The organism is Phormidium tenue FACHB-1050 (genome assembly GCF_014696925.1).
In the GTDB taxonomy this organism is placed as follows: Bacteria; Cyanobacteriota; Cyanobacteriia; order Pseudanabaenales; family Pseudanabaenaceae; genus Pseudanabaena.
Genome location: NZ_JACJQY010000009.1, coordinates 1 through 16,527, shown reverse-complemented (window position 1 = coordinate 16,527; position 16,527 = coordinate 1). Strand labels below are relative to the sequence as shown.

18 protein-coding genes are annotated in these 16,527 nt (G+C 41.2%); 10 read left to right on the top strand and 8 right to left on the bottom strand.

Annotated features, from left to right (window positions below):
* Window positions 1-263: 263 nt before the first annotated feature.
* The gene (locus tag H6G05_RS07785) at window positions 264-836 is read right to left on the bottom strand and encodes a Uma2 family endonuclease (protein ID WP_190577632.1); all 573 of its coding nucleotides are present in this window, start codon (window positions 834-836) and stop codon (window positions 264-266) included.
* Window positions 837-1,149: 313 nt separating this feature from the next.
* Here H6G05_RS07785 and H6G05_RS07780 point away from each other — a divergent pair, with 313 nt between their 5' ends.
* Genes H6G05_RS07780 through H6G05_RS07760 form a run of 5 tightly spaced genes read left to right on the top strand, consistent with a single transcriptional unit; the run spans window position 1,150 to window position 6,282 of the window.
* Window positions 1,150-3,525: a dynamin family protein gene (locus H6G05_RS07780; protein ID WP_190577631.1), complete on the top strand. Its 2,376-nt coding sequence runs from the start codon at window positions 1,150-1,152 to the stop codon at window positions 3,523-3,525.
* A 24-nt stretch (window positions 3,526-3,549) separates the two neighbouring features.
* Window positions 3,550-3,969: a XisH family protein gene (locus H6G05_RS07775; RefSeq protein WP_190577630.1), complete on the top strand. Its 420-nt coding sequence runs from the start codon at window positions 3,550-3,552 to the stop codon at window positions 3,967-3,969.
* Window positions 3,954-4,286: an element excision factor XisI family protein gene (locus H6G05_RS07770; protein ID WP_190577629.1), complete on the top strand. Its 333-nt coding sequence runs from the start codon at window positions 3,954-3,956 to the stop codon at window positions 4,284-4,286. Before H6G05_RS07775 ends, H6G05_RS07770 begins: the two co-directional genes overlap by 16 nt.
* Window positions 4,287-4,290: 4 nt before the next feature.
* Window positions 4,291-5,268, top strand: coding sequence for a diguanylate cyclase regulator RdcB family protein (locus H6G05_RS07765; RefSeq protein ID WP_190577628.1), 978 nt, complete (start codon window positions 4,291-4,293; stop codon window positions 5,266-5,268).
* Window positions 5,269-5,271: 3 nt separating this feature from the next.
* Entirely contained in the window at window positions 5,272-6,282 is a 1,011-nt protein-coding gene (locus H6G05_RS07760) for a patatin-like phospholipase family protein (RefSeq protein ID WP_190577627.1), read from the top strand.
* A 66-nt stretch (window positions 6,283-6,348) separates the two neighbouring features.
* Here H6G05_RS07760 and H6G05_RS07755 read toward each other — a convergent pair whose 3' ends face one another.
* Together H6G05_RS07755 and H6G05_RS07750 are read right to left on the bottom strand one after the other, a co-directional pair.
* Window positions 6,349-7,485, bottom strand: coding sequence for a citrate synthase (locus tag H6G05_RS07755; RefSeq protein WP_190577626.1), 1,137 nt, complete (start codon window positions 7,483-7,485; stop codon window positions 6,349-6,351).
* A 150-nt stretch (window positions 7,486-7,635) separates the two neighbouring features.
* Window positions 7,636-7,770 (bottom strand): photosystem II protein Y, encoded by a 135-nt coding sequence (locus tag H6G05_RS07750; RefSeq protein ID WP_190577625.1) that lies wholly within the window; start codon window positions 7,768-7,770, stop codon window positions 7,636-7,638.
* Between the two features lie 420 nt (window positions 7,771-8,190).
* On the opposite strand from H6G05_RS07750, the gene H6G05_RS07745 reads away from it, so the two are divergent.
* The 3 genes from H6G05_RS07745 (at window position 8,191) to rpmA (ending at window position 10,051) form a co-directional block, all read left to right on the top strand.
* Window positions 8,191-9,036, top strand: a complete 846-nt coding sequence (locus H6G05_RS07745) for an undecaprenyl-diphosphate phosphatase (protein ID WP_190577624.1) — start codon at window positions 8,191-8,193, stop codon at window positions 9,034-9,036.
* 329 nt (window positions 9,037-9,365) lie between these two features.
* Entirely contained in the window at window positions 9,366-9,695 is a 330-nt protein-coding gene (gene rplU, locus H6G05_RS07740; protein ID WP_094528632.1) for a 50S ribosomal protein L21, read from the top strand.
* Window positions 9,696-9,763: 68 nt separating this feature from the next.
* The gene (gene rpmA / locus H6G05_RS07735) at window positions 9,764-10,051 is read left to right on the top strand and encodes a 50S ribosomal protein L27 (RefSeq protein ID WP_009629204.1); all 288 of its coding nucleotides are present in this window, start codon (window positions 9,764-9,766) and stop codon (window positions 10,049-10,051) included.
* 67 nt (window positions 10,052-10,118) lie between these two features.
* Here the strand turns inward: rpmA and H6G05_RS07730 are convergent, their stop codons facing one another.
* The 5 genes from H6G05_RS07730 to H6G05_RS07710 form a co-directional block, all read right to left on the bottom strand.
* Window positions 10,119-10,541 carry a response regulator gene (locus H6G05_RS07730; RefSeq protein WP_190577623.1) on the bottom strand — a complete coding sequence of 141 codons (423 nt, stop codon included), beginning with the start codon at window positions 10,539-10,541 and terminating at the stop codon, window positions 10,119-10,121.
* A 57-nt stretch (window positions 10,542-10,598) separates the two neighbouring features.
* The gene (gene gatC, locus H6G05_RS07725; protein ID WP_190577622.1) at window positions 10,599-10,889 is read right to left on the bottom strand and encodes an Asp-tRNA(Asn)/Glu-tRNA(Gln) amidotransferase subunit GatC; all 291 of its coding nucleotides are present in this window, start codon (window positions 10,887-10,889) and stop codon (window positions 10,599-10,601) included.
* Between the two features lie 193 nt (window positions 10,890-11,082).
* Entirely contained in the window at window positions 11,083-11,595 is a 513-nt protein-coding gene (locus H6G05_RS07720; protein WP_094528635.1) for a photosystem I assembly protein Ycf3, read from the bottom strand.
* 241 nt (window positions 11,596-11,836) lie between these two features.
* Complete coding sequence (locus tag H6G05_RS07715) at window positions 11,837-12,619, bottom strand: ABC transporter permease (protein ID WP_190577621.1); 783 nt, start codon at window positions 12,617-12,619, stop codon at window positions 11,837-11,839.
* Window positions 12,620-12,755: 136 nt separating this feature from the next.
* The gene (locus H6G05_RS07710) at window positions 12,756-13,040 is read right to left on the bottom strand and encodes an RNA recognition motif domain-containing protein (RefSeq protein ID WP_094528637.1); all 285 of its coding nucleotides are present in this window, start codon (window positions 13,038-13,040) and stop codon (window positions 12,756-12,758) included.
* 761 nt (window positions 13,041-13,801) lie between these two features.
* Between H6G05_RS07710 and secD the strand changes: the two genes are divergently transcribed.
* Both secD and secF read left to right on the top strand, forming a co-directional pair.
* Window positions 13,802-15,283: a protein translocase subunit SecD gene (secD, locus tag H6G05_RS07705; protein WP_190577620.1), complete on the top strand. Its 1,482-nt coding sequence runs from the start codon at window positions 13,802-13,804 to the stop codon at window positions 15,281-15,283.
* Window positions 15,280-16,245, top strand: coding sequence for a protein translocase subunit SecF (gene secF / locus H6G05_RS07700; protein ID WP_190577619.1), 966 nt, complete (start codon window positions 15,280-15,282; stop codon window positions 16,243-16,245). The genes secD and secF overlap by 4 nt, the downstream gene beginning before the upstream one ends.
* The last annotated feature ends 282 nt before the right edge of the window (window positions 16,246-16,527 follow it).

Here is a 16,527-nt window from a genome sequence, read left to right as displayed (position 1 = left end):
AAAGAATTTAATAGAACTTTATTGTTACTCATAGTAACGTTTTCCAGTTCGTGTAAGTTATTAACTGATGTTACGTGGAAGGAATTCTTGCGATGGCGTAAGTCTAGGGCTGGCACAGGGGCGCAGCCCCTACAAGATCTAAAATTTACAGGTAGGGGCAATCCCCCCGTGGTTGCCCTGTTATGCTAGCAGCAAGAGGTTCATCATCTGAGTTCCACGTAACATCAGTTATTAAATTTATTTTGTAGTTTGGATGGATGAAATTAATCAAATTTCACGCGCTTATACAAATCTTTTAACCTGATTTCTAAATGCATGGATGTTAATTTAATCACAGATTCTTCTCCCTTATGGGTCATCAATACCCATCTATCCTCTGACTCCTTGACGTAGTGATCAACTTCATAGCCATGTTGATAAACTAAAATATATTCTTGAAAAGTAGGAATAGAGCGATATTGACGAAATTTACTATCATGATCATAGGTTTGGGTGGAGTTTGATAGAATTTCCACAATCAAACAGGGATTAGTAACTTCCATCTGTTTTTGATCAACAAAAACTGGTTCACCTGCGACAACCATCACATCAGGATAGGTATAACGATTATATTCAGGCATCCATAGCCGCATATCGCTCATGAAGACTGAATATTCTAGATCTTCCAAAGCTAACAAAAGAAGAGCGTGAAACTTACCTGTCAGAATATTGTGATTTGCAGAAGCACCTGCCATCGGAATAATTTCTCCATTAATATATTCACTCTTAAATTCCGCTTTTTCTTCTAAGGCTAAATATTCTGCTGTGGTATATCGCTTTGTAGCTGCTAAAACCATATGCGATCGCCTCCTAAAAATTGACCATTGGCAAGATTATAACTAATCGCGATCTCCCGCATTGTAAAATAGGTACAGCTCAATACCTGATGCAAACCCAAGCCTGTAAACGTTCAACAGTTACTTAACTCCAAAATCCTGAAAACTGCGCGTTATCGGGGTAACAAGTTTGATGTGGTGCTTAAACTTTGAGATTAAGCGATCGCTATTAAAATCAAGAAATATTCTTGTCATTTACTCTTATTTCTAAGTATTTTCAAGTTATAGTCATATATAATTCTCAAAACATCAACATACAAGGGGTGATCAATTTATGTCTAATGACGCTCTAAAGCCTGATATCCATGCAATTCAGCAAGCTGTGGTTGATGTTTTGTCTCAAGTTCGAGATTTGATGAACTATGCAAGCAAAAAATTAGAATCATCAGATGGCAAAGAGCGCCGCTATGCGGAACACGCTAAAAGTATCGAAAATGAGATTACTAAGGTCAAAAATTTAGAGCTACGCATGGCGATCGCTGCTCCGATGAAGGCAGGTAAGTCAACGATTATTAATGCGATCGTGGGGCAAGATATTTTGCCGAGCCGTAACGCCGCAATGACGACATTGCCGACTGAGATTGTTTTCTCAAAAGACGTTACAGAGCCAAAGCTCAAATTACGTTACCAACTAGATCCTGAAAGTGATGATTTTGTTGATATCTATTCCGTTCTTAGAAAATCATGGCGAAAACTACAAGAGCAAATTAACACAATCGGCATAACTCAAGCATCTGAAGATATTGCCGAATATCCACATTTACAAGATTTGCTAGTAGATGTAAGTGAAAGTCCAGAAATTCCTTTTTTATCAGAGGTTTCAGGCACAGAAGCAATTCAAAAATCATTAACTGATCTCAATGATTTAGTCCGTCTATGTGGCGTTTTAGTCCCTTCAGACAACCCATTAATGTCTTTAGTATCTGTACCTCGTATTGAAGTCCCTTTTTTAGATGAAAGTTCTGGATTAAAGTTGGATAGTGTTGGTAAGTTAGTAATTGTCGATACTCCCGGTCCGAATGAAGCTGGTGATTTAAATCTGGGGAATGTGGTTAAACTTCAACTTGAAGCCAGTTCTATCATTTTGCTTGTGTTAGATTACACTCAGTTGAATGCAGAAGCTGCTGAGAATGTAAGAAGTGACGTTGATAAAGTGTCTGAGATCAAGGGCAAAGACAGTATCTATATCCTAGTTAATAAGATTGATCTGCGTAAAGGTAAAAAGGATATGACCAAAGAACAAGTCCTAGAATTTGTACAAAACAAGTTTGATATTCAAGGCAGTTCAGATCGTGTTTTTGAAATTTCTGCTAGTCGTGCCGCCTATGCTTCTAATTTTCGCAGTGAATATCGCATGAATCCAGACATAGATGAACCTCAATCAATGGAAACTGCGGAGATGTTAGCACGGCAAGCTTTTGGTGATATGTGGGAAGATGAATTTCCAGAAGCTTCAATGGGGCGTATGCTCAAGGCTGCTGACAGGATTTGGAGCAAATCTGGGTTTGCTGATTTTCTGGAAAGAGCGATCGCAGTTTTGATAGCACAGGCAGCACCTCGGACATTGAGTAGCGCTCTTAACGATGCAAGTGGTCGGTTAACGGATCTACAAAATAACACTAATATCCAAAAAGGATCTTTTGGACAAGATGTAGCCAAGTTAAAAGCAGCAATTGATGCTCTGGAAAATGATCTGCGTAAACTAAATGATTGTCGCGATAATCTCAAAGTAGAAGTTGTAGATCTTCGTAGATCATTGGAGCGAAAATTAAGCTCTAACCTAGTTGATATGCAAGCTCAAAGTCGTGAGCAATTAAAGAGGATTTTTGGAAGAAAGGAATATAAGGAAGCAGGACTAGTTAAGAAAGCTGGCTTAGGACTTACAAAGCTTGTAGGGCTACTTGTTGGTCAAGATTATCAAGGTACAGGAGAGATTAAATTTAAGTCTGCAAATGAGGCAAATAGATTTGTTGAAACTGCAACTGCTTCTGTCAAGATGATTGTCAATGATTTAATGTCTATTGCTAGAGAAAATGCTTGGCGTGAAGTTAAAGGTTTGCGTAATAGAATTGAAAAATTGCTTAGAACAAAGACTAAACCAATCATCGAACAAGCACAGCGTAGGTTGTCCAAACAGTTTAATGTAACCCTTGAATTACCTGATATGTTTGACGAACTATATCTAGAAGATGTTAACTTGGATATTCAAGCAAAATCTCGTTCTAGGGAATATACAGAATATAAGACAGTAAAAGAACGCCGTTGGTATACTCTCTGGCTTTACGAACATAAAAAACAAGTTCCAGTGAGTAGAACTGAGCGTTTCTTTGTTGTCTCTGTTGATGAAGTTAATCAAAATGTTGATGAGTCTATTGAAGCAGCAGTTACAAAGGTTAAGCAGCAAGTATTTGAATATTTAGAAGAAGATTTTCAGGCTGTACTTGACAAATCCTTTTCTGAGCTTGATCAATTTCTCAAAGGATATGAGGAGTCATTGCAAGAATCTATAAGCATCAATAAACAAGACGCTGAAAAGCAAGCAGAGCGTAAAGCTGCACTCGATAAAATTTCTAATGATAGTGCAAAATTGAAGGAGTCTGTTGAAAAGCAAAAAAAGCACGTCGGAGAAATCCTAAAAAGTAAACAATAACTATACAGTTTAATTAATTTCTTTATGTCTAGACGCGACACTCTCCATTTTGCACTACGCCGCACCCTCGAAAAAGATGGGTGGACAATTACTAATGATCCTTTGATACTGGAACTAGAGCAAACAATTTTAAAGGCTGATTTAGGAGCAGAAAAGCTCTTCACAGCCGAAAAAGAAGGGCGTAAAATAGCTATTGAAGTTAAAGATTTCGATTCATCTTCAGCAATCAGTGAGCTTGAGAAAACAATGGGACAACTTCAGCTTTACCAATGGGCTTTGGAAACCCAAGAACCATCTCGAATATTGTTCTTAGCCATAAGTGAAGCTGTATACGTTTCCCAGTTTCAAAGACTGATTTTCAAATTTGCGATCCAGCGAAGTAGAATCAACTTATTGATTTTTGAACCAGATCAGGAGGTAATTATCAAATGGATAACTCACTAAGATATGCAGAAATTCTCAAGAGAATAGTACAAGATGCGGCAAGTGAAGAGCCTAGCTTACAACCAATTAAACTCTACCCAGTTTGTGATGCTGAATCTGGACATTTTTTAGTTCTTGCTACAAGTCGGAATAAAAAAAGTTGGTTCGATAGTATTTTGTTTCATGCTCGTCTAGTCACGGAAGATAATAGTGATCGCCAAGTCATCATCGAAGAAGATAACTTTGAGGAAGGATTAGTTAATGCGCTCATCGAAGCGGGAATCAAAAAAGAAGATATCGTCACCAGTTGGCAACAAGCGATCGCAGTGAATAAATAACCCAATGTCAAACTTTGCAACTCAATCATTACAAGACTTACAGCAACAAGTCCCCATTATCAGCGATAAGGTGTTGGTGGATTTAGTTAATGGGATTCAAGTAAATGATGACCTCATCCGCTTTCGTCAAAATCGTGGTTTTATTGGACGCTTGTTTGATGGAATTACAGGCAGCGATCGAGATCGGCAAATCTTGATTGCCAGTAACCTCAATGTCGGCATTAAATCCCTGCATCAATGGATATTAGCTCTAGCCGACAATTTGCGAATCAGTAACGTTGCTCTAGAAATTACGCAAACAAAGCTATTAGAAACCCGTAACGCCCTTCGCAATCATCGTCAAGAAATTGATATTCTCAAACAAATTACTGAACATTTACAAATCCAGTTAAATGATCATGAGCAACGGATTCACAATCTAGAACAGCGAGTTTACCGAATCGAAACCATCCAAAAAATTGATGCAATCATTGCTGCTTGGCAATCTGGACGTACCTATCAAGGTTTTCATTGGGCAGTTCAGATAGCCTTTGTGATTCGGGAAATAGTTGACTTTGCAATCTCCGATTATGAAAATATGACAAGCGATCTCCAACTACGTCCCAAAATCATCGATCAACTAATCACCGCTAGTAAGCAAATACCAGATAATTGCTTCTCTTTAACCACTTTACTCAATCTCGCTCATCAAGAAACCGCAAGCGATCGCCTAGAATTAGCACAAGCATTACTAGAAGTGCGATCGCTACCACCCGCCCGACTTGCCAAAATTCCCTATCTATTCACTCTTGGCACAACTTTAGAATTAGCTACATTGCCCGAAGAAGCCCGTCCAAAAGATCCCGCTAAAATTGCCTTTGAGCTATGTCGCCGCGATTACGATCTCATTTTTCCTGCGACAGATAAAAATGAATTTATTGAGCGCATTGTCCACGAAACTGCCAGCGATCGCCTTGTGTTTAGAAATTCTCTAGGAAAATAAATCATGACTCCCAAAATTGGCTTAGTCCTTGCTGGTGGTGGCGCAAAAGGTGCATACCAAGCAGGAGCAATCAAATATCTTGCTGAAATTGATTTTGTACCACACATCATCGCAGGAACTAGTATTGGAGCGCTCAATGGTGCTGTGCTTGCAGCTAACTTAAACTTTCAGAATGCGGCAAATCAGCTTGATTTGATGTGGACAGATTTAGGTACAGCCAATGTCATTCAACCTGATCGCGGAGCGATCGCTCAACTAGCCAGTTACATCATCCAAACCTCTCTCCCCACCTTTGGCGCATGGGCGACAAAACTACTTGAATCAGTTGGCATATTCTCCAATTCAAAATCAGTATTTGACCCTGCACCGATTGAAAATTTTTTACGTCGGGCTGTCAATCCGCAACAATTACGCAATGGTATCGAGCTATGGGTTGCGGTGTTCCCTTCCCTAAATATCCCTAGATTCCGTTACGATCCAGCAATGCTATTAATCGACATGATCCGCGCCAAAATGGGACAAGATGCTCATTGGTTGCACGTTCAATCTGCTAACAGCGATCGCCAAATTTACGATATTTTGTTAGCCAGCGCAGCAATTCCCCTTGCTTTTCCTCAACGCGAGATCAACGGGAATATTTATGTTGATGGCGGCTTTGCGGATAATGTGCCACTGGGAGCTTTAGCCGCTCAGGGATGCACTCACGCGATTGTAATTCATCTAGAGAATGGTGCAATCTGGAACCGTTATCAATTCCCCAATCAGGCAGTGATTGAAATTCGTCCACATGAAACAATCAATAAATCTGATATTCCCCTTTATGGCGATGCGATTACTTTTCTTGATTTCAGTAGTGATCGCATTGAGCTATTAAAACAACGTGGTTATGCTGATGCAAAAACTTGTTTAGAACCTATCTTAAAAACCTTGGTAATAGAGCGAGATCGGCAAAAGAGTCTTGATCTACTGCAATGCAAAACGAAAGAACTCTGTGAGGATCTTCTAATTTACTAACCAATTATCTCTAAAGATATTTCTGTACATACTGCTGCTCAGAAATATCTTTAGTAGCTGTATCTATTAACGATCGCTAATTGGCTTGTAAGTTACATCATGCAATCCTGTATAAACTTGCGTTGGACGGAAAAGACGATTATCGGAAAGCTGTTCCTTCCAATGCGCTAGCCAACCAGGGACACGGGCGATCGCAAAAATAGTCGTAAACAAATTGCTAGGAATACCCAACTTTTTGTAAACCAATCCTGAATAGAAATCCACATTCGGATGAATTCCCTTACTAGCTAGCTTCTCAAAGGCTTGTTTTTCTAATTCTAGGGCAATGTCATAGTAAGGATCATGACCGAACTCGTCGAACATTTTATGTACTAAGTCCTGTAAAACGATCGCACGCGGATCTTTGACTTTGTAAATCCGATGTCCAAAGCCCATTAACTTCTCCTTACGCTCAATTTTGCGCTCAAGGTAAGGTGTCACATTTTCAACTGAGCCAATTTCTTCGAGCATCATCATTACTTGCTCATTTGCACCGCCATGCAAAGGACCCGCCAAAGTCCCGATCGCCGAAGTCATCACCGCATAGGGATCGGTCAGCGTCGAAGCGGTTACCAAAGCTGCAAAGGTAGATGCATTAACTGTATGCTCGGCGTGAAGAGTGAGACACACATCGAAAATACGAGCAGCGAGAGGATCAGGAACCTGCTCATTTAACATGTAGAGAAAATTAGAAGCATAGTCCAAATCATCACGGGGCATCACAGGATCATTACCCTGACGCATCATATGAAAAGCCGCTACCATCGTTGGTACTTTTGCTAGCAGTCTTACTGTCGCTTGATAAATGTAGTCTGCATCATGAAAATTACCCAGAGGATAGAACATCCCTAATGCGGCGACACTTGTTTGGAGTGCATCCATCGGATGAGCATTATCGGGAAATGACTTAATCATGTCGCGAATGCGATACTTAATTCTTCTTCTATGGGTAAGATCATGCTCAAATTCTTCTAGTTCCGTAGCTTTTGGCAGTTCACCGAAGATTAGTAAGTAGCTGGTTTCTAGAAAATGACTATGCTTGCAAAGATCCTCAATGCGGATACCTCGATATTCAAGCAAACCTGCTTTCCCATCAACATAACTTATATTTGACTGGGTTGCAGGAACCCCTTCTAAACCAGGCTTATATTCTCCGATCGCCATATTTCAGCTACCTTACAAGATTAGTTTTGTTTATTTCTTAGCTTATTTTATCGCTATGTATGCTTATGACTGTGCATACCTAACAATAAACCCAAATATTAAGAGAGGACGCATTGCGTCCTCTCTTAATATTTGGGTTTTACGCCGAAATTATTGAAATGGGTTGTTGCCTTGCTTACCAAATAGGGAAGCTTCACCCTTGATTACGGCTCTGCCGAGGTTAAAAGCAGCCCAAGCAGCTACTAGAACAATAGGTCCTAATACGACTAATACTCTCCAATCCATATATTTATACCAGTTTAAATAGAAATTGCTTTTAGACTTTATTATGACAGCAAAGCAGAAAATTGAAACCTCAAAAGTAGATGTGTCAGCAATTCTCATTATAAAAATCAGTTTTGAAGAAAGTCACCCGTCGGGTGACTTTCTTCAAAACTGATTTTGGTGTTTTCAGGGGCTTTGATGCTGGAAACACCAAAATCGGTTTTTGAGGTTTTAGCAGTTTGTGATATAGCAATGTAAGAGATAGCTCGGACAAAAATCAAAACCCAAAAGATGAGTGGCGGCGCTTCGCGCCGCCACTCATCTTTTGGGTTTAATGTCCTAAGCAAAACTTACATTGCTATATTTGAGGTTTTAGCAGCTTGTGATATTTGAGGTTTTAGCAGTTTGTGATATATGTCGTTGGTCTAAATTTTAATTTTTATGGAATACTGGCAAGCTTTTATTTTGGGGATCGTGCAGGGACTGACTGAGTTTCTACCGATTAGTAGTACGGCTCATTTGAAGGTAGTTCCTGCAATTTTTGGCTGGCAAGATTCGGGGATATCCTTTGATGCGGTGATTCAGCTTGGTAGTATTGCGGCGGTGGTTGGCTATTTCTGGAAAGATCTCAGTAATATTACGTTAGGTAGTATCAAGGCTGTCCGATCGCAAAATTACAAGTCCCAAGAATTTAAATTAGCCGTGGCGATCGCCTTAGGGACATTGCCAATATTGCTAGTCGGATTGCTGATTAAAATTTTAGTCCCAGATTATGACAATTCACCTTTGCGGAGTTTGACAGCGATCGCGATCGCCTCAATTGTGATGTCGAGCTTACTGGCTCTCGCGGAGATATTGGGACAACGCGAAACCAAAGCAAAGCGTCATTTTCAAAGAGTGCGGGTAATTGATGGGATTGTAATGGGTTTAGCGCAGGCTATGGCGATTATTCCGGGGGTGTCGCGATCTGGCTCGACCTTAACCGCAGGTTTGTTTTTAGGTTTAGATCGGGTTGCGGCAACCCGATTTTCGTTTTTGCTAGGTATTCCCGCGATTACGATTGGCGGAGTCGTGGAATTTATCAGTATTGCCAAGAAAGGTTTTGGAGGAGATATCGGGGCGGGACAACTGGCGATCGGGCTATTCTCGTCGGTTATTTTTTCGTACTTAGCGATCGCATGGTTGCTTAAGTTTTTCCAAACCCATACGACTTGGGTGTTTGTAGGCTATCGCTTGGTTTTTGGGGCTTTATTACTCACTGCTATAGGCGTGGGTTGGCTCAAATAAAACCCAAATTATTGATAAGTGACACGAAGTGTCAATTTATCAATAATTCTCTTTATAAAAGTCGGTTTTTTGAAAGTCCGCCGTTGGAGGACTTTCAAAAAACCGATTTTGGTGTTACCAGCGCCGAAGGCGCTGGTAACACCAAAATCGGTTTCATAATGAGAATTGCAAATAAATTTTCGCGCCGCGAAAATTTATTTGGTTCTTTCATGTATAGTTATAGATCGCACGATCTTTCATGCTCGGATCGGGTTATTTAGAAAATTGGTGAAACTAGTTCCAACTAATTTCCCAATACCTGTACGGCATCTACTGAATACTTAAAAACCATGAGTTACGCAATCATTGAAACAGGCGGTAAGCAATATCGCGTCGAAGTCGGCAGATTTTATGACGTTGAGCTACTAGAAGCCGAAGAAGACAGTAAATTGACCATTGATAAAGTTTTGTTTGTCAATATGGATGGCGATATTTCCATCGGTCAGCCCATCGTTGATAGCGCTAGCGTAGAAGTTACCGTAATGCGCCATCACAAGGCGAAAAAAGTAATCGTTTACAAAATGCGTCCTAAAAAGAAAACCCGCAGAAAGAATGGTCACCGTCAGCCATTGACTAGAATTATGGTTGAGGCAATCAATCTTAGTGGTACAGCCGCTTAAACACAAATAAACGGAGCTTTGCTTCGTTTATTTGGGCATCTTTTAAATATTAAGAGGATACAAAACAAATGGCACATAAGAAGGGTACAGGTAGTACAAGAAACGGTCGTGACTCTAATGCTAAGCGCCTTGGTGTAAAGCGTTACGGTGGTCAAGTCGTTAAGGCTGGTAGCATCCTAGTCCGTCAACGCGGCACTAAGTTTCACCCAGGCAACAACGTTGGTCGTGGTAGCGATGACACATTGTACGCAACCGTTGATGGTGTTGTGACTTTTGAGCGCTTTGGCAAAACCCGCAAGAAAATTAGCGTTTATGCACCTGTAGCTGTAGAAGTTGCAGAAGCAGAAGTTGCTTAATACCCCAAAAAATTAGCGCGTCGCGCTAACTTTTTTAGAAAAATAGAGTCTGTGCTTTGCACAGGCTCTATTTTTGTGTTTTTAAGGATTCGTATTGCTGCAAAAGGTTTTTGAGCTTTTCGATTTGAATTGGTTTGCTAATGTAGCCACTCATCCCTGCATCACGACAGAGATGTTGATCATCATCGGTCGCATTTGCGGTCATCGCCACGATCGCCACTGGCGGCAATTGTCGTTCTGATTCCTGCTTACGAATATATTTGGTTGCCTCTAATCCGTCCATTTCAGGCATTTGAATATCCATCAAGATCAGATCGTAGGATTTATCAGCGATCGCCCTAATTGCTTCTTCACCGTTATTAACTACGTCCGCTTGGTACCCTAAGTGAGTTAGTACCCGTTTAGCAACTTTCTGATTGACAGGGTTATCTTCGGCTAACAATATGTTGAAACTAGATGAAGATGAGTCGAGATTTCCTGAAGTATCCATAGTTGTATGGTGTTAATATTTCCTGTCTGAAATCGTCGGTGCGATCGCTAGGTTTGTTTAACCCATAATCTGCGGTACGCGGAAAAAGTCTTCTTCGCGATCGGGGGCGCAATTGAGTAAGGTCTCGCGATCGGTAAAGGGTTGCAATAGATCGGGGCGAGTAATATTGACGGTATTAACAGCTCTAGTTGTGGGTTCTACTCCTTCTAGTAAAGGATCGAGTTCATTTAGCTGTTGGAAATAGTCGAGAATGCTATCCAGTTGCTTAGTAAAAGAAATTTCTTCAGCTTCAGTTAATTGCAACCGTCCTAAATGGGCAACGTGCCGAACTTGTTCTCTATCGATCATGATTTTTATATATGTGTGGGGAATATTATCAGAACAAGGGGCTTAAGCCCCTTGTCTTAAGATTTTGATAAAAGAACTATGCAAATCTTCTGTGACTGTCTTCTGAGTGAATAATTAGTGATGCGTGGCTTTGCCGCGCATCACTAATTATTCGCTTTATAATACCTATTCTTGGGAAGGCAAGAGTATAACTCTAGAAGAATAGGTTAATGTCGGCTCTACCAGTAGTTTTTAGCCAATTTTGGGCTTCGATATAGTTGTTAGGGGCTAGACGAATCGCTCTTACCCAATGGTCAGCAGCAGTGTTGAAATATTCTTCGGCTTGTTCTTCGTCTTGAGCATTTTCGCCTTTGTGATGATAAATCACGGCTACGTTGTTGAGAGCTTGGGGCATTCGCGGATTGAGGTCGATCGCCTGTTCATAAAACTCTAGAGCCTTGTCATGATCGCCATTGCTAGCATGAATCAAGCCCATGTTGTAATACACGTAGCTGCGATCGTAGGAATTTTCTTCAAGCTTGAGCGCTTCTTCATAGTTAGCTAATGCTTCGGCATATTCGCCATCACCTTGAGCCGACATACCATCACGGTAGTAAGCAAATGCTTCTTTTTCTTTCTGACTAGCAGGAAAGAGTTTTAAAATCGTGTCGGCAATAACGGTAAAGGTTTGATCGACGAAGTTGTCATTACGTTGCGATCTAGGCATAGTTCTTTATAAATTTGCAGTCAGTGTTAATTAGCATATCAAAAGCTTGATAAATTAAAACTCATAAAGATTAGGAGGCAGCTATTCTCATTATAAAAAACGGTTTTTTGAAAGCCCGCCGAAGGCTAGCTTTCAAAAAACCAATTTTGGTGTTTCCAGCGCCTTCGGCGCTGGAAACACCAAAATCGGTTTCATAATGAGAATTGCTGATTAGGAGGCTCGCGAAGCGAGCCTCCTAATCTTAGCTAGATGCGCTAGTGTAAAAACGTAGGGCAAAGCGCCAAAAACGATTTGAAATAAAGAGTAAGCCGATCGCCAAAAACATCGAACCCATAATCCACATTGGTTCTCCTCGCCCTAAAAGGGTTTCGGCGGGAACAGTGGTCAAAAAGGCGATCGGTACAACAAAAGTAAAAAAGAAGCGATAGGAGGCGGGATAGGCTGCCATCGGATATCGACCCGCTTCCATTAAGCCGCGTAAAACTTCGGTAACGTTATAAATTTTTACAAACCAGATGCTAGTTGCACCGAGGATGAACCAAATACTGTAGAGACTAAGGCAACCAAAAGTTAGCGGAATTAAGCCCCAGAGATAATTGCTCAGACTTAATCCTAGTTTGTTACCTGCATAGAGCAAAATGCCACAACCAAAGATTAAATTCGGGAATCCCCAAGGGGATATAGCTCTTGCCGATAGCCAGAACTGACTGCTAATCGGTTTTAAAAGGACAAAATCTAATGTCCCACTCTGAACATGATCAACAATTTTGCTTAAGTTCGGCGCAAGAAAAGTACTCGAGAACCCTTCTAAGATTGTGAATATACCCAGCACCACGATCGCTTCTTCCCATCGCCATCCTGCAAAAGTATAACCAGTGCGATAAAACAAAAACAGCCCAAACAAACTTCCCGCCAAATTGCCAATACTGCTCAGAGCCGCGATCGCAAAGTTAATCCGATATTCGAGCTCGGCGGCGATCGCCGTTGACCAGAATAGTTTTAATGCGTGGAGATATTTACCCATAATTATCTTCAACACAAATTACAAACATTGATTAGAGCCTAGCAGTTTTATGAGGTCGGCTTAGCCGACCTCATAAAACTGCTTTTATCTCCAAGTCCAATGTTTGTAATTTGCTATTTTTGCAATTAATTTAGGCTTAGGCGTAACCACGACCTCTAGGGCGATCGTTACTACGCTCAGCACGAGGCTTAGCCTTATTAACGCGAAGGGTTCGTCCCATCCATTCAGCTTCGTTTAGCGCCGCGATCGCCGCTTCTTCCTGAGCATCGTCCTCCATGTCCACGAAGGCGAAGCCCCGAACCCGACCTGTTTCTTGGTCGGTGGGCAATTGCACACGCTTTACAGTGCCGTAGTCTGAAAAGACGCTTGTTAAGTCGTCCTTAGCAGCTTGATAAGACAAATTTCCAACGTAAATAGTCACAGTCAGTTCGCTCCAAAAAGAGATCGATACAATAATTTAGCCAGTCTTCGGAAAAGACTCGCTCGATCCGAGATCTCACAAATCCAACCTAAATTTCAGCTTTGATATAGTTTACCTTTTACCCGCAACAATTTGCGTAGGCTGTATTACAAAGCTTTGTACAACTAATGGTAAAGAAATCGAAAAATATTTAAAAGGCTGAATAACTTTCTTGCTGGAAGCGGTATTTATGGGGATTGATAATTGCCTTGAACCTAATCTTCCAAAACTGTGATCAAAATTTCCTTCTAAAGAAATAGGTGCAATTACTTAGATTAGTCATAGCTTCTTTGCTGTTCTATAGCTGTCGCCATTCTTGTTAGGACATAAAACCCAAGTAGTGTGAGGCGGCGCGAAGCGCTGCCTCACACTACTTGGGTTTTGATTAGTCTTGATACAGGGGCTATAGCTGTCATGAGAATGTGCCGCCAAATAACATAGAGTAGAGCGCTAGCAATTCTCATTATAAAAATTAGTTTTTTGAAAGCCCGCCTTTGGCGGGCTTTCAAAAAACAATTTTGGTGTTTCCAGTGGCGAAAGTGCTGGAAATACCAAAATTGTTTTCTTAATGAGAATTGCTGGTAGAGCGCTCCCTTGCTTAGAATCACAACTACAGTGGGGTATGATGACAGATGTCTTAATATGTTCTCTGTTCATGCTGGCTCTGAGTAAAGCTTTATATAGCTTTACAAAAAAAGCGATCGCAAAAGCTATAAAAAAATATGGGTAAACAAAGTCGCCTGCTTGCCTTTGTAATGGCAATTTTAATAGGGGCTGTGTATCTAATCATCAGCAATCCGCCGAAGCTAGGCTTGGATTTACGAGGTGGCGCACAGCTTACACTCCAAGCTAAAGTCAATCCTGAACAAGGGATTAATGAACTTACGCCGCGCATCATGGAAACTGCCAAGTTTGTGGTGGAACAGCGCATTAATGGCTTAGGAGTTTCTGAAGCAACGATTTTGCTGTCAGGTAATAATCAACTGGTGGTGCAACTTCCAGGGGTGAATAATCCTGCTCAAGCCGAGCGCGTCATTGGTACAACAGCTCAACTTGATTTTCGTAAGCAAAAGAAAGGTACGGAAAGTGAGCTGGGTGTAAGATTGCAAATTCAGCAGGCGGCGACAATTCAGCGTGAAGTCCTGAAAAATTCTACTGATCAAAAGGCGATCGCGGAGAATGAAGCAGCCTATAAGAAAAGTATTGAAGACTTAAAAGGGATTTTTGAGCGAACAGGCTTGACGGGTAATATGCTCAAAGATGCAGTTGCTTCACCAACGGGAAATGGTCCTGATTCTTGGCAAGTAGCACTGACCTTTGATGATAAAGGCGGTGAGTTATTTGCTAAAACCACTGGCGAAATCGGTGGGACTGGTCGCGTTTTAGGAATTTTTCTAGACGATAAATTAATTAGCTCTCCGTCAGTTGGTCCCGAATTTCAAGGTAAAGGTATTACTGGTGGTCGAGCAGTTATCACAGGTAACTTCACCTTAGACAGTGCCAATGAACTAGCACTGCAATTAAGGGCTGGAGCCTTGCCAGTCCCTGTGGAAATTGTGGAAAATCGTACAGTTGGCGCGACTTTAGGTGCAGATAGTATCCTCAGCAGTATTTATGCAGGTGTTGCTGGATTATTGCTGGTATTAATCTTTATGGTGATTTATTACCGCATTTTGGGTGTAGTTGCGGATATTGCGCTGATTACCTATGCGGTGATTACGTTTGCCTCATTTAGCGTGCTGGGTGTGGTGCTGACCTTACCAGGGATTGCAGGTTTTATCCTGAGTATCGGTATGGCTGTAGATGCAAACGTACTAATTTTTGAGCGCACTAGAGAAGAACTAAAAGCGGGACGTACACTTTATAAGTCCGTTGAAGCAGGTTTTTATCGCGCTTGGTCAAGCATTCTTGATAGTAATGTGACCACTTTGATTGCTTGTGGGACTTTGTTCTGGCTGGGTTCGGGCTTTGTAAAGGGATTTGCGGTAACTCTTGGGGTTGGCGTACTGACTAGTATGTTTACCGCAGTTACTTTAAGCCGATCGCTAATGCTCGCTATGATTAGTAATCCTAATCTCCGCAAGCCTGAATACTATGGCATGAAAGCTTTTGGCAAAATCTCCACAACTGCTGATCTAGATGCGATTGCTGAAGAAAAAGCACGCGATAAGAAAAACGACAATACTACAGGTGCGGTGTTATGAGATTAGACGTAATTAAGAATGCTCGCCTTTATGTTTCCATTTCCTCTGTCGTAATTTTGGCAGGGCTGGCGGCGATGGTGATTTCTTTTCAGCAGCTAGGATCGCCCTTAAGATTGGGCATCGACTTTACTGGTGGTTCGAGTATTACCCTTGGCTTAGCCTGTGATAGTACCAATACCTGCGGTAAGAAAATAGATATTGCTGTAGTGCGGCAAGCGATCGAGAGTAAAGGCTTTGCTAATAGTGTAATCCAATCAGTTGAAGGCAAAGATCTCCAAGGTGTATCGGTACGAACAGCAAGACTATCGACGGAACAACGTGACAAGTTGATCTTAGCGATGACTGATTCCCTAAAACAATATGGTGAGGTTGATGCTAAAAAGTCACAAATTGACGAAGTTGGTCCTGCGATCGGTCAGCAAGCTCTAAATAACGGATTGTTGGCTTTGGCTCTCTCCTTCGTGGGTATTGGAATTTACTTAACATTTCGGTTCCAATCTGATTATGCTAGTTTCGCGCTTATTGCGCTGCTCCATGATGTTTTGGTTACCGCAGGTATATTTTCGATTTTTGGGTTGACGCTAGGCGTGGAAATCGACAGCTTATTTATTGTGGCTTTGTTAACTATTTGCGGATTCTCAGTTAATGACACTGTCGTAATTTACGATCGCATCCGCGAAAATGTGAAGATCGATGCAGGTGCTACCAAGTTCAATGATCTAATCAATGCTTCGGTTAATCAAACTTTAGGGCGATCGATTAACACTACCCTAACTTCTACATTGCCCTTGATTGCCATCTTCTTATTTGGTGGTACAACATTGAGGTTTTTCTCTCTAGCTTTGATTATTGGATTTTTATCTGGAGTTTATTCCAGCATTTTCAATGCCAGTATTTTTCTGGCTTGGTGGCGTAGTCGCCAGACTCCAAAAATTAGTCAACAGCCACTAGAGTCAAACTAAATGATAAGGGCGGTGCATCGCACCGCCCTTATCATTAGAGCTATTATGTGAGTAAGTATTGGGTCTATAATACCAAAACACAAAATGGCGTAGCCATTTTGTGTTTTTAAAACCCTTACAGGGTTTGGCTTTTAATTCACAGAAGTGTAGTCACACTTTTGTGAATTGGTATAACTATGACCTAAGTACAGGACAAAAATTTAATGGAGTTGAAGAAAGCCTCGGAATTGAGATGAAGGTCAAAGATGAAGTGACGCAGGAAATCAAAACCACGACGAAAAA

Coding starts and splice junctions, on each gene's coding strand:
- gatC (WP_190577622.1), bottom strand. CDS start 10,889: ATGATCGATAGAGAACAAGTTCGGCACGTTGCCCATTTAGGACGGTTG.
- rplU (WP_094528632.1), top strand. CDS start 9,366: ATGAGTTACGCAATCATTGAAACAGGCGGTAAGCAATATCGCGTCGAA.
- H6G05_RS07760 (WP_190577627.1), top strand. CDS start 5,272: ATGACTCCCAAAATTGGCTTAGTCCTTGCTGGTGGTGGCGCAAAAGGT.
- H6G05_RS07770 (WP_190577629.1), top strand. CDS start 3,954: ATGGATAACTCACTAAGATATGCAGAAATTCTCAAGAGAATAGTACAA.
- secD (WP_190577620.1), top strand. CDS start 13,802: ATGGGTAAACAAAGTCGCCTGCTTGCCTTTGTAATGGCAATTTTAATA.
- secF (WP_190577619.1), top strand. CDS start 15,280: ATGAGATTAGACGTAATTAAGAATGCTCGCCTTTATGTTTCCATTTCC.
- H6G05_RS07785 (WP_190577632.1), bottom strand. CDS start 836: ATGGTTTTAGCAGCTACAAAGCGATATACCACAGCAGAATATTTAGCC.
- H6G05_RS07720 (WP_094528635.1), bottom strand. CDS start 11,595: ATGCCTAGATCGCAACGTAATGACAACTTCGTCGATCAAACCTTTACC.
- H6G05_RS07730 (WP_190577623.1), bottom strand. CDS start 10,541: ATGGATACTTCAGGAAATCTCGACTCATCTTCATCTAGTTTCAACATA.
- H6G05_RS07745 (WP_190577624.1), top strand. CDS start 8,191: ATGGAATACTGGCAAGCTTTTATTTTGGGGATCGTGCAGGGACTGACT.
- H6G05_RS07780 (WP_190577631.1), top strand. CDS start 1,150: ATGTCTAATGACGCTCTAAAGCCTGATATCCATGCAATTCAGCAAGCT.
- H6G05_RS07765 (WP_190577628.1), top strand. CDS start 4,291: ATGTCAAACTTTGCAACTCAATCATTACAAGACTTACAGCAACAAGTC.
- H6G05_RS07715 (WP_190577621.1), bottom strand. CDS start 12,619: ATGGGTAAATATCTCCACGCATTAAAACTATTCTGGTCAACGGCGATC.
- H6G05_RS07750 (WP_190577625.1), bottom strand. CDS start 7,770: ATGGATTGGAGAGTATTAGTCGTATTAGGACCTATTGTTCTAGTAGCT.
- H6G05_RS07755 (WP_190577626.1), bottom strand. CDS start 7,485: ATGGCGATCGGAGAATATAAGCCTGGTTTAGAAGGGGTTCCTGCAACC.
- rpmA (WP_009629204.1), top strand. CDS start 9,764: ATGGCACATAAGAAGGGTACAGGTAGTACAAGAAACGGTCGTGACTCT.
- H6G05_RS07775 (WP_190577630.1), top strand. CDS start 3,550: ATGTCTAGACGCGACACTCTCCATTTTGCACTACGCCGCACCCTCGAA.